This is a genomic window from Abditibacteriota bacterium (assembly GCA_017552965.1).
GTDB lineage: Bacteria > Armatimonadota > UBA5829 > UBA5829 > UBA5829 > RGIG7931.
This window is the reverse complement of sequence record JAFZNQ010000074.1, coordinates 46,279-58,874: the sequence shown is the minus strand read 5'-3', so window position 1 is coordinate 58,874 and position 12,596 is coordinate 46,279. Positions and strand designations below refer to the sequence as shown.

At 59.3% G+C, this 12,596-nt stretch carries 8 protein-coding genes; 1 reads left to right on the top strand and 7 read right to left on the bottom strand.

The genetic code is table 11. The features are described from left to right. The first annotated feature begins 399 nt into the window (after nt 1–399). On the top strand, nt 400–3,126 hold the full coding sequence (locus tag IK083_06635) for a hypothetical protein (GenBank protein MBR4749228.1): 2,727 nt from the start codon (nt 400–402) through the stop codon (nt 3,124–3,126). A 539-nt stretch (nt 3,127–3,665) separates the two neighbouring features. On the opposite strand, the gene IK083_06630 is transcribed toward IK083_06635, so the two are convergent. The 7 genes from IK083_06630 to IK083_06600 all read right to left on the bottom strand — a co-directional run bounded on the left by IK083_06630 (nt 3,666) and on the right by IK083_06600 (nt 12,596). After that, nucleotides 3,666–6,482 carry a hypothetical protein gene (locus IK083_06630; protein ID MBR4749227.1) on the bottom strand — a complete coding sequence of 939 codons (2,817 nt, stop codon included), beginning with the start codon at nt 6,480–6,482 and terminating at the stop codon, nt 3,666–3,668. 87 nt (nt 6,483–6,569) lie between these two features. Continuing rightward, nucleotides 6,570–9,473, bottom strand: a complete 2,904-nt coding sequence (locus tag IK083_06625; protein MBR4749226.1) for a hypothetical protein — start codon at nt 9,471–9,473, stop codon at nt 6,570–6,572. A gap of 50 nt (nt 9,474–9,523) precedes the next feature. After that, on the bottom strand, nt 9,524–9,769 hold the full coding sequence (locus IK083_06620; protein MBR4749225.1) for a hypothetical protein: 246 nt from the start codon (nt 9,767–9,769) through the stop codon (nt 9,524–9,526). Nucleotides 9,770–9,946: 177 nt separating this feature from the next. Next, complete coding sequence (locus IK083_06615; GenBank protein MBR4749224.1) at nt 9,947–10,186, bottom strand: hypothetical protein; 240 nt, start codon at nt 10,184–10,186, stop codon at nt 9,947–9,949. A gap of 61 nt (nt 10,187–10,247) precedes the next feature. Further along, a complete protein-coding gene (locus IK083_06610; protein ID MBR4749223.1) occupies nt 10,248–10,487 on the bottom strand; it encodes a hypothetical protein in 240 nt (79 codons plus the stop codon). 27 nt (nt 10,488–10,514) lie between these two features. Then, complete coding sequence (locus IK083_06605; protein ID MBR4749222.1) at nt 10,515–10,748, bottom strand: hypothetical protein; 234 nt, start codon at nt 10,746–10,748, stop codon at nt 10,515–10,517. 75 nt (nt 10,749–10,823) lie between these two features. Further along, on the bottom strand, nt 10,824–12,596 hold the full coding sequence (locus tag IK083_06600; protein ID MBR4749221.1) for a beta-lactamase family protein: 1,773 nt from the start codon (nt 12,594–12,596) through the stop codon (nt 10,824–10,826).

The following is a 12,596-nucleotide window of genomic DNA, read 5'->3' as shown; positions in this document are numbered from 1 at the left end:
TTCCCGTGTCGCACCAGCTACATTACAACGAAACCTGGCGCTCATCAACGCCAGGCCTCGTAAGGTTCTTAAATTTCGTTCTGCTCAGTTTCTGTGGGACCTCGAAATCCAAAACTGTTGCACTTAGTTTGACAAATCACTAAGACAAACGGGCCCGGCCTTGATCTCAAAGCGCAAACGGCCAAATGCAGAGCATTTGACATGTGCCGTTTTTCACCCCCAAAAATCTGCGATTTTTCGGGGACCCCGAAGTTTGCGCAGAGATGACAAAAGAGTTTTTCCCCTGGAAAACTCAAATGACCCGTCAAATAACCCCCAAATCTGCTATAATAGAATTAGCACCCATACAGCCAGCGCGCTCTTCACTCTGCAGGGCCCGCTTCACATTAAGGAGTTATCATGAAAAAACGTATCGGACATATGTGGCTTGTGCCGGTCCTCTTCGCTCTGCTGCTTTCTTCGGCGGCGGGAGCCAGGACCATTACCACCGTGGAGGGGCTTCTGGAGCTGTGCGGCACCACCGTTAATGAAGACATCACCCTCAGCGGCGTCTTTGACCTGACCGGCCTGGACTGGACGCCCATTAAAAGGGTAGCGGAGGGCGTGACCATAGAGGGCAACGGCGCCACTATTATCGGCATGGATATGTCTGCCACCGGAGATTGGGAGGGAGGTTTGGACCAAACCGGCTTTGTTGGCGGAAACAAGGGCACCATCTCCGGCTTGAAGTTCGTCCTGAACTCAAGCGCTTCCAGCAGAGCATGGTATAACGGCGTAGTGGCGGCCGTCAACGAATACCAGGCCACCATCACCGACTGCACCGTCTGCGGCGACCCCAACGGCAGCGAGGTGGTATTGACCAACACCCTGTTCAACGCAAATCTGGGCGGCATCTGCGGACACAACGTCGGCTATGTCGTTCGCTGTCTGGTGAGCGATCTCACCCTGACCGACACCAACGGAGCCTGCATTGGCAGCATAGCAGGCAACAACCATTACTACATTGACAGCTGCTTTGCCGATTCCATGAAGCTCATCGGCGGCAGTGTGGACACCAAAATAGGCGGCATCGTCGGCCAGTCCATAGGCAACGTTGAAAGCTCCTTCGCCGCCCACACGGATTTCAACACGGTGACCTCCACCTCTATCAGCGGCAAAGGCTTATTCATGGGCGGACTGGTAGGCAACGCCAGGTACGTTGACGTGATAAGCAACAGGGTCAACTACGTGGACATTTGCCATGAGGACTCCGAGGGGAACAGCTGTTATCTGGGCGGCATTCTCGGCGGTCTCGTTGACCTCGTCGAAGGGTACACATCCTTGGTGAGCAGCAACTACTATGCGGACAACTGCTCCGCGGGCATGAGCTGGGAAGACGGTGACTATGCCGGCGGAATAGTGGGCGGCTACCAGGCGGCCGATTCCCGCACCGTGTTCATGAGATGCTACTACTGCACCGATTTCTGCTCCGCCCCCATGGCAGGTATAAACGACGGATACGATTATCCCGAAACCTTTGACATCTGCGACGGAGTATCGAAGGCAGTCATGACCGGCGAGGGCTGGGCTGAAGACAATCTGCTGTCCCCCTGGAAAAACACGGGCCCCGACAACTATCCCGTCATTGACGACAGGATCCCCGTATCCTTCTCCAGAGTCCACAGAGGCAAAGAATACGTTTCTCTCCGGAGCGCCAGGCTCCTGTGGAACGGAAAGGACGTATCCGCTCTGGGCCTGACAGGCGCCGACACTGAGTTTGACCCCGCAGATTTTACTCTCAGCTGCGCGGACGGCCTGCCTCTTGAGATAGACTACGTCACCGTAAACGGCAGGAGGTTCACCCAGCCCGTCACCGCCGGCGATTATGAAAGGCTCAGCTTCTCCGCCGTGGTGGACAACAGCGCCAGCCGGGACATACTGCAGCCCTGCGTGGACAAAGGCAACGAACTGTATGAGGCAGGCATGGGCATCTACAGCCCGGCCACACTTATCCTGCTCAAAGAGGCCCTGGACGAAGCCGAGGATGCTCTCAGCACCGGCTATCTGGCTATGACCGTCGCCCGGGCCCTGGAGCTGGCCGAAGCCATCGAAGACGTGGAGCTGGATCATTTTGCCTACACGGTCGATCTCGTCGGTGACAACGCGTTCACCTACGTGAACGACTCTGCAGAGGAGTCCTTCACGGCCTTCAGCGGAGACACCGTGCGCCTGAACGCCATCCCCCACAGAGGCTACAAGTTCGTCTGCTGGAAGGATTCAGCCGGCAACGTGATCTCCGATACAGAGGAGTTTGAATATACCGTAAGCCGCACCACCGCCCTGGAAGCCGTTGCGGCTCCCGCGGAGTCCTATATGTTTATCTACAAGGACATGTACGGCAAGGTGTACAAGAGAGACGCCGTCACCGATTTCTTCCAGGTCTCCTATCCCGCGGAAGCCGGCGACACCGGACTGCGGACAGGCTACAGGGTCAGGGAATGGACGAACAACTACCGCGGCGAACTGCCGGACAGCGGAGAAGTGACCCAGGACGTGACCTTTACCGCCATTCTCGAGAAGGCCGACACCCGCTACACGGTGCAGGCCTTTGCGGGCGATGATGTGACTGTGAAGCTGCTGAAGGCTGCCCAGGTGTTCAGAGTCACCGCTCCCGACACCTACAATGATGACGACTTCTCCTACTGGACCGACACCGACACCGGCGAGATAGTGTCCTACTCCCTCAATCTGTCCGTATCGGTCTATGCCAACATGAGCTTTACCGCAGTTTACGGCGGCGGCGTTGACGACGTCACTCTGGTGAACCTGTGGACGCCCAACGTGGAAAGCGGCAAGATAGGCTTTACCGCTCAGGTCCTGACCGGACTTGATTTTGCGAGCGAGGTCATGCACGGCGTGCTGCTCCTCGAGTCCGACGAGTCGGTGGATGAGATACTCTTTGACACCCCCGGAGTGATAGTGGGCAGGTCCTCGGGCTACTCCGCAGTGACCAATACCTTTATCATCAACAAGAAAAACGTCCGGTCCGGCGACACCTGGTACGGCAGAGCCTTCGTCGTCTACACCGACGACGGCGGCAACCGCAAAACAGTCTATTCGGACATAAAGAGCGCCACCATGCCCTGAGACCTCTTCTGACATTTCACAGGACGCCCTCTCCCGAGGGCGCCTTTTTTTGCGCCGCCGGGGCAGCGGGAAAAACGGAAAGCGCTCTCCCGAGAACTCCGCAACCCCGCGATACGGCCCCTCCCACCAGCCCTCTCTGCCGTTGGCAGAGTAAGGAATGGGCTGGCGGGCCCCACCGTAGATCTCTTACCCCAAATCGCGTAATGCTAACGCATTACATATGTTGCGATTTTCACCCCAAAAAATCTGCGATTTTTCGGGGACCCCGAAATTTGGGCCGAGATGACGCGGGGTGTGGACGAACCGCGAGCCCAGGCCACGGACCGGCCCAACGGGACAAAACATACTTACCCCCGGCGGTGAGTATGGTGCCGTGCCGGGGCAATGGCGACAGTCTGAAGGGGATCTCTTACCGGTTTTGCCTGACGTCAAAACCGCCGAGATGACGTCTTTATTGACCGCCGGGATGACGGCGGGCCCCCGGGCCGGCCCGCGCAAAAAAACAGCCCCTTTCGGGGCTGCCGTATGCCTCGCCGGCCTCAATCCCCGACGCGGAAGATGCTCACTCCGTCCACTCTCAGCGAATCGTTGTCCTTGTCCCAGAATATCCGGGTCTCCAGACCGTTCTTGCTGTCCCAGTCGATGGGAGCGTAGAGAGTGACCCGTTTGCCCAGGGGCAGATCCCGGCGGAAGAGCTCCTTTTCGGTCAGGGTCCTTCCCTCGGCGGCTATATCCTGGGTGCACACTCGGTCGCTCTTGCCCTTTTCGTCCAGTCTCACCAGGTTATAGACGGCCGCGTAGCGGCCCTTCTCCAGGGCTTTGTAGGGCCCGAACACGATGGCTCCGTCCTTTGACTCGCCGTTGATGGCCGCCCTGTACCGGGTCCCCTCCTCCGAGGTATAGACCTCCGCATTGATGCTCTGCATATCGGCGGCGTTGTAGTGGGCCACCAGCTCCAGCCGGGCGGGGTCCAGCCCTGCCGGGAGGGAGGCGGGGTCGTAGAGATTGGCAATGATCTCCCGGGTCAGCGCGCGGCCCTCAAAGGACACCTCCAGGGTGACGCGGCTGCCGGCGGGCGCCAGCTCCACTGGCAGGACCTCCCGCTTCCCGGGCTCCAGAGTCATACGCACAGGCTCAAAGCCTGTGACGCCCTTCAGGTCTATCATCGCTTCAAAGGGGCTGTCGGAGGTGTTCTGCAGCTTCAGCTCCATGGCGCAGGGGACCCCTTCTATGCAGGCGACTTCCGACGGCGCGTTCACCATCAGCATCTTCTCCCGCATATATGCCTTTTCCAAAAGGGCCAGCTCCTCGGCGCTCACGCACTCCCAGTTCTCCGGCAGCAGCTCGGCTATACGCTTCACTATGGAGGGACCGTAGCCCCAGTTGCACAAAAAGGCGTGGACAAAGGCCGGCTCGTCCTCCGGCACGTCGGGAAACTCACTGATCTCCCGGGCGGTAAAGCGGGCCTTTTCCTCCGGGCCGCCGCTGTCGGGCCCCATGCTCGTGCCGGCCCTGATCACAGGCATATTGCCGGAGGTCAGAAACACGCTGTCTTCGTAGCGGGTGACCTCTCTGCTTCGGGCATAGTCCGGCACCATTCCTTTGATGCCGGGGAGCCCCTGGGCTATCAGGGCTATCTCCTTTTCCGTGACTCCCATGGGAGCCAGCACGCGCAGGTCCATCCGCCGCATATATTTGTCGGTGAGGGCCAAAAAGCCGTCAAACACGGGCCCCGCCTCCGCAAACCTTTCGCCGTAAAGGGCGGGATAGGTGTAGCCCACTCCGGACACTGCCGCTCCGAAGGAGTCCTTGTCCGTGGCGGTGGAGTAGTAATAGTCGGCTATATCCGGGATCAGCATGGAAGACGAGGGGGATATGTTCCAGGTGATGGGCACCTTGCCCCTGTCCTCCGAATCCCAGGCCCAGCCGCCGTTGGCCAGCACCTGCAGGTTGTCGCCGTCGGACATGGTAAAGGCCACGTAGCGCTTGCCGGGCTCCGGGGTCAGCTGCCGGGGCTCCCTTTGCCTGAGCTCCGCTCTGCGGGCTCCGGAATGGACCGACAGATTGTTGCTGAAGTCGGAGGGCACCAAAAAGTGTCCGTAGCGGGCAAAGAGGCCCACTCCGCCCCCTTCGCCTATACCGATGCCTTCACCGGCGTAGGGATAGCCCAGTATGGGGGTATTTGCCGGCAGGCGGGACAGCAAAAAGTTCACAAAAGCCAGGTCTCTTTTCTGGTCTGCGGGAGTCAGGGCTCCGTCCAGCACCCCCGGCGCCCAGAACACAAAGAGCTTGTGCTGCACTATATAATCCCTGGGGCTGGTGATGCTGCTGTGGAGACAGCAGGACACGGAGTGATCCAGCTTGTCCCACAGGTCTGCCCAGGCCCGGTAGTAGGCTTCGGCGTCGTTGTGGAACATGCCCCGCAAGTCCATCAGCGCAGGCAGGCCGTATTCAGCCGCCGTTCTCTCGGAGCACACCAGCCCGCCGTAAACGGCGGCATACATGGTGGCCGCGTTCACCGTGGCGGGTATCCTGCGGTCTGTGATCACAGCGCCCCTGTAATACTTTGCAAAACGCCGGAGGGCCTGACGGGGAGTGATCCAGGTCACCCTGTCCACGTCGCCCCGCTCCACGAGCCAGCCGAGCCATTTCTTTTCCCTGCCGCCGGCCAGAAAGAGCCGGGGCTTTTCTCTGTTCACCAGCCCCTGCAGGCTGGTCAGCATCAGCTGGTCATAATCCCGGCCCTCGCAGTCTATGGCATAGAGCTGCCGTGACACGGGCTGTGACACGGGGAAAATATCCCCCTCTCCCGGCGCAGCGGGAGTGTAGGCAAGCCCCCGGGGATATTCTCCGGGCTCCACGTATTCCGCCCTTTTGGACTTGGGGGCCGGCCGCCCGGGGAGAGGCCCGTCGCAGAGGTATATCTCGGCCTTATCCACCCACACGTCGCAGGCGGGGCTGCCCTTCACCAGGGCTTCTATGCTGCTCTCGCCTTCCCGCACCTCGAAGGGGAAGGGCGCCAGGTCCCAGCCGCCGCTGAAATCGCCGAACACATACCGGCTTTCCCCCCGGTCAACGCTGCCCTTGTTGGCGGTCACGCCCACGCGGACGGCAGTGTCCTCGGGATAGGAATAGTCCCTGTCTATCTTTATGCGGAATACGGCTATATATTTACCCGGCTGCAGCTCCCCCGTCTGTCCGCAAAAGAGGGGCCCCTTCGGGGCGTCCTCCACTCTGAAATACCGCGCCTTGCCGCCGGAGGCCCCGGGGTCCCGGACTGTCCTGCCCGCCTTCGGGGCTGCCGCAGCCTCGGCCTCCCACACGGCAACGGGCGAACCCGAAAGCTGCGCTTTCAAGGGTTCGCCGCTTTTGACAAATCCGTCCGCCAGCAGAGGCGCGGACAAAAGGCACAGAACCAAAATACAGATCCTGTTCATGCTATATCAGTCCTTTATTCTGAAAATGCTCACTCCGTCCACTCTCATGGAATCCTTGTCCGCCTGCCAGAAGACTCTGGTCTCCAGCCCCTTGTCGCTGTTCCATTCGATGGGAGCGTAGACCGTGACCTTCCTGCCCACGGGCAGGTCCTTGCGGTAGAGCTTTTTGTCAAACACTCTGTCCCGGGAAGCGGCGGGAACTATATCCAGCTCGCAGACTCCCTCTGCCTCGCCCTTTTCGTCCAGCCTCATCAGGTTGTACACAGCCACGTAGCGGCCCGGGTCAAAGAGCGCGTAGGGGCCGAAGATGATGGCGCCGTCTTCGGATTCGCCGCAGATGGCCGCTCTGTATCTGATGCCCTCCGGCGAGGTATAGACCTCGGCGTTGTTGGTCTTCAGCAGGTCGGCGCTGTAATGGGCCACCAGCTCCAGCTTGTCCGGGTCAAGGCTCTGAGGCACGGAGGCCTTGTCGTACAGGTTGACTCTGATGCTGCGCTCTCTGGTCTGTCCCTCAAAGGAGGTCACCAGGGTCAGGGGGCCCGACGCCACGAAGGGGAGCTCCAATTCGCTGATCCTGCCGGGCTCTGCGGTGATGGTCAGAGGCTCTGCCTTGTCCGCGCCCTTCAGGGCAAAGGTGGCGTCAAAGGGCTTGTCCGTGGTGTTCTGGACCTTCAGCTTCAGGACGCTGGCGGCGCCCTCTATGCAGGCGGTCTCGTCCACCACGTTCACCGTCAGGAGCTGCTTTTGCAGATATTCCTTTTCCAGAGCGGCTATCTCCTCGGCGCTGACAAACACGTAGTTGTCGGGCACCAGCTCGGTGATGCGGTTCACTATGGAGGGCTTGTAGCCCCAGTTCCACAAAAAGGCGTGGATAAAGGCCGGCTCCCCTTCCTTTACGCTGGGGAAGTCCAAAAGCTCCTTGGCCATACGCTGAGCCATATATTCCGGCTCGGTGTTGTCGGGATCCCAGCTGGTCCCGGAACGCAGGACGGGCATATTGCCGGAGGTCAGAAAGACGCTGTCCTCATAGCGGGACACGCTCCTGGAATAGTCGGGGAACTGCCCCTTGAGCCAGGGTATTCCCTCGGCGATGATGCCTATCTCCTTTTCGGTGACGTTCATGGGGAACAGCACCCGCAGGTCCATCTTCTTCATATACTTGTCGGTGAGGGCCAAAAAGCCTTCGAACACGGGCTTTCTGTCCTTGAAGCGCTCGCCGTACAGGGCGGGATAGGTGTAGCCCACGCCGGACACCGCCGCTCCGAAGGTGTCGTTATCCGTGGCGGTGGTATAGTAGTACTCCATGATGTCCGGAAACATCACGCAGGAGGAGGGAGATATGGTCCAGGTGATGGGGGTCTTGCCCCTGTCCTCCGTCTTCCACATCTGAGGCCAGTTGCCGGCGCTCATGACCGGCAGATTGTCTCCGTCGGACATGGTAAAGGCCACGTAGCGCTTGTCATTTTCCAGAGGCAGTTTCCGGGGCTCTTTTTGCCGGAACACGGCGGGCTTCGTGCCCGAATGGACCGAATAATTGTTGCCGTTGGTGGAGCCCACCAGATAGTGGCCGTATTTGGCAAAGAGGCCCACGCCTCCGCCCTCTCCCAGGCCTATGTCCACTCCGGCCCAGGGGTAGCCCATAATGGGAGTATTTGCGGGCAGCTGCGAGAGGAAATAGTTGGCAAAGGCCATCTCGGCATCCGGGTCGGACACGGAGCTGGCGGCGTCTATCCTGCCGGGCACCCAGAACACAAAGAGCTTGTGCTGCACCAGATAGTCTCTGGTATTGGCGCAGCCCCAGTGCAGACAGGAGGCCACGCTGTGATTCAGCTTGTCCCACAGAGTGGCCCAGGCCCAGTAGTAGGGCTGGGCGTTGTTGTCAAACATGCCCCGCATATCCATGAGCACCGGCAGACCGTAGGTCTCCTGCATCCTCTCGCTGCACACCAGGCCCCCGTACACAGAGGAATACATGGTGGCCGCGTTCACCGAGGCGGGTATCCTGCGGTCGGTGACCACCGCGCCCTTGTAGCAGGAGGCAAATCTTTTCAGGGCCTCCCTGACGCCGATGTAGCTGTAGGAGTCTATGTCCCCCCGCTGCTTCATCCAGTCCAGCCAGCCCTTCTCCACCTCGTCGCCGCACAAAAACAGCCTGGGCTTTTCTCTGTTCACCAGCCCCTGCAGACTGGTGAGCATCAGGTTCATATCCACCGGGTTATTGGAGGTGTCTATCACATAGAGGCGCCGGGCAGGAGACTGGGACACAGGGAATATATCCTCGGTGGGAAACTCGTGGGGCACATAGTCCAGGTCCCGGGGATAGAGGGGAGGCTCCAGCACGCTCAGCATGGGGCTCTGGTGGTCCAGCCTGGCAGGCAGGTCCCCTTCCCATTTGTATATGTCCACCTTGTCCACCCATATGTCGCAGTTCTGGTTCCAGCGGACCAGGGCTTCGATCCTCTTGTGGCCCTCCAGCACCTCAAAGGGCAGAGGAAACAGGGTGTAGCCCGCGCTGAAGTCCTTTTTTCTGAAGCGGCTGGCGCCGTAGTTCACGCCTCCCGCATTGGCGGAGGTGTTCAGGCTGACGGCTATATCGTCGGGGAACATGGCGTCCTTCCCGATCTTCAGGCGGTACACTGCCACGTATTTGCCCGCGGGCAGGTCCTGATACTGGCCGTAGAGCATAAGGTCGGAGCCGGCGTTTTTCTCGTCGCAAAACCGGGCCTTGCCGCCGGAGGCGTCCGGGTCCTTCACGGTCTTGCCGGTGCGCCAGTTGCCCATGCTCTCCGCTTCCCACACGGCATAGGGCTCGCCGGACAGGACGAACCGGTCGGCGCCCTTGACCATGACGTCGGCGAAGCACGCCCCCGATACCAGCAGCGCAAATAAGATGTATATCAGCTTGTTCATATATGTACTCCAAAAAAACAAAAGCCCCGTGAGGGGCCTGTAAAGCTCTGCTAAGGCACGTTGGTTTCCGGAGCAGGAGCGGTGGGCGCGGGCCCGCTTCCGGCGGCGCCGGAGGTATATGCCGAGCCGTCCTGAAACGCCTTGATCATCTCTTCCTGATCTTCTTTGTTCAGATATATGCTGTCTCTGCCGGTCTTGTAGGTGACCTTGTTGGTCCACTTGACGCTGGCATAGATGAGAATGGCAGCCACTACGAGCAGCACAGCGGCCAGCCAGGGTTTGTTCAGCTTTTTCATAATAAGCTCCTGTGTTACGTGATGATATCCATGCCTGCCGGCAAAGAGTACAGACACCCGGTCGCTCTTTGTAGGGCACGCTGTCCCCAAAAGCGACCTGCTATTATGCTGTCCGGAAGTCCGGCAGGATGTTCTCTGATGATGTGGACGGGCGGGGTATCCCCGCCCTGAAAAAAGCTACTGACCGGGCGCAGGAGCAGCAGGCTGAGCCGCGCTGGGATTGCCGGGCTGCACGGAATATGCAGAGCCGTCCTGGAACGCCTTGATCATATCTTCCTGGTCCTTTTCGTCCAGATAGATGCTGCTCTTGGCATCGGAGTGGTTTACCTTCTTGGTAAACTTGACGCTGGCAAAGATGAGAGCCGCAGCTACCACGACAAGGATGATCGCGATCTTAGGGTCATTGAATTTTTGCATTTTGTAACCTCATGCTTCTGTAGTGATTTGTATATCAGGCCTTGCGGCCCAAGATCCTGTGTCAGGGCGCAGGAGAGACTGAGGGCGGCGTGGGTCTGGGAGGCGAAGTGGCTCCCGACGTGTAGGCCGACCCGTCCGCAAAGGCGCGGACCATACCCGCCTGCTCTTCCTTGGTCAAAACAATGCTTTTTTTGGCTTCCTTAAAGGTGATCTTGTCGGTGATCCTTATGCTGTAATGGATGCACACACAGGCCACCATCATCAGCAGGATGGCCAGCCTGGGGCTGTTGAGACCTCGCATAAACACCTCCCTCGATACGTCTGCCTGTCACTGCCCCGGAGGCGGGGCCGGAGCGGCAGGAGGAGTCGGAACGGTGGCTCCGCCCTCATAGGCCGAGCCGTCCCTGAAGGCCTCTGTCATCTCCTTTTGGTCCTTTTCGTCCAGATAGATGCTGTCCCTGGCGGCGCTGCTCTTCTTGAAACGACCTGCGCTGACCAGCAGAGCCAGCACTGCCAAAATGAGAATGGGCACAAAGACCCTAGGTTCGTTCAGCTTTTTCACGATGTCCTCCAAAACCAAACATACATATATATTATAGCACATTCGGCAGAAAAAACAAATTATCTGCGATATTTTCTATTTTGCATCCCTCATCATGTCTGCCAGAGCCTTATATACGCCGGCGCAGTTCTCATAGCCTGCGGAGTCGTAGCGGGCCATGGCAAACACCATGTCTCTCCCGGGGTCCACCAGCAGGATGGAGCCGGTGGCGGAGCCGTGAGTGAGCACGGGGCCCAGACCGTAGTCGCCCACCATCATGCCTACTCCGTACTCCCACATGTTGTCGGCGCCCTTCTGCACGTCGGGCTCAAAGGTGTTGATGGGGATGGGGGTCAGCTTGTCAAAGGTCTCCGGGGAGAAAAAGCGCCTGTCGCCGTAGGAGCCCTTGTTCAGCATCAGCTGGCCTATCCGGGCCATATCCATGGCGGTGCAGTGGAGACCGTAGCCCATGTCGGTGATGTAGGTGTCCTTGTTGCCCAGAGGCAGGAAAAAGTTTTCCTGGAACAGCCTGTATATGCTCTTGCCGCTGACAGCCTCCATGATCTTGCCGGACAGGTCAAAGCCCATGCCGTTGTAGTTGGACACCAGGCCCGGCTTCAGGAACTGCTTGCCTATCATCTCGTCCGTCTCCAGGAAGGGATTGGCCAGACCGTCAAAATTGCCGTGGCCGGAGAGGCCGGTGGTATGGTTGTTCAGCATGCGGATGGTGATCACCTTGTCGCTGATGGGAAAATCGGGCAGATACGTGGAGGCCTTGTCGTCCAGGCCTATGAGCCCCTGGTCCAGGAACTGGGCCAGCAGCAGCCCGGAGTGCAGCTTGGTCAGGGAGGCTATCTCCAGCTTGCTGTCCTTTGCCACCCTGAAGCCCAGCAGCTCCTTGTCACGCTTGCCGGGATACACCTCGTCCAGCACCACCACTCCGTGGCGGGCCATGACCACCTGAAAGCCGTATTCCACGGCCTTTTGCCACACGGTCAGGGACTCCTTCAGCTTTTTCAGGTCCTTCTGGGTCACGCCGGCGTCCTTCAGGGAGCCCTTGTGGAGGACGGGAGCCTTTTTCTCCAGATACTGAGGCTCTCTGAGGCCCTTGGGGGTCAGCCGCAGCACCTTGAGCTTCAGCTTCAGGTAGTATTCGGCGTTCCTGCAGGCTATGCTGTTGAGCTGCCCGGGCTGCTTGGGGTCAGCCTTGTAACCCTCTGCCAGGGTCCCCAGGAGCTCCGCGCCCCGGGGCGAATAGAACCAGTTCCAGATGCCTTCGGCGTAGGCGTCCCGTATCTCCGGGGCGCCGTCATGCCACACCTTGGGGTCTATCTCGGCAAAGTTGGGATAGGAGGGATCGAAATAGCCGTTTCTCCAGGGCACGTTCAGCTTTTCCCACCAGTTCCTGTCGGCGTTGTCATATACGAATATGGGCAAAAACAGCCGTTTGGCCGCGCCGAGGCCAGGTATGTCCGCCTCCACGTAAGCGGTGTAGCGGCCGTAGCCATTGGGCTTGGTCACTTCCTTCTGGTCCTTGTCAAACCAGCGGACGTTGTCCACCTTCATGGAGCCCCACACCTTCAGGGGCAGGTCTTCGTCAAAGGGAAAGGTCCGGAACAGGTGCTCCCTGTTGTAAAAGGGGATCACGGACACTCTCGTGGCCGCGCTGCCCCAATACACGTCGGGGAACACCGCCTTTTCAAAATCGCCGCCGGGTATCCCGTAGAGCCAGTCGGTGACAGCTGTGAGCCTCTGGAGGTTCCTGACGTCTCCGCTTTGCAGGTTGGGGATGGACTGCTCCTGGGCAAAGAGGGCGGCGCAGCAGAGCAGCAGCGCCGCAGCCAGACAAAATCTTTTCACTATTGTCAT

Bases quoted from the DNA above. Each gene is read 5' to 3' on its own strand.
- IK083_06635 (MBR4749228.1), top strand. From the start codon at position 400: ATGAAAAAACGTATCGGACATATGTGGCTTGTGCCGGTCCTCTTCGCT.
- IK083_06625 (MBR4749226.1), bottom strand. From the start codon at position 9,473: ATGAACAAGCTGATATACATCTTATTTGCGCTGCTGGTATCGGGGGCG.
- IK083_06620 (MBR4749225.1), bottom strand. From the start codon at position 9,769: ATGAAAAAGCTGAACAAACCCTGGCTGGCCGCTGTGCTGCTCGTAGTG.
- IK083_06615 (MBR4749224.1), bottom strand. From the start codon at position 10,186: ATGCAAAAATTCAATGACCCTAAGATCGCGATCATCCTTGTCGTGGTA.
- IK083_06610 (MBR4749223.1), bottom strand. From the start codon at position 10,487: ATGCGAGGTCTCAACAGCCCCAGGCTGGCCATCCTGCTGATGATGGTG.
- IK083_06600 (MBR4749221.1), bottom strand. From the start codon at position 12,596: ATGACAATAGTGAAAAGATTTTGTCTGGCTGCGGCGCTGCTGCTCTGC.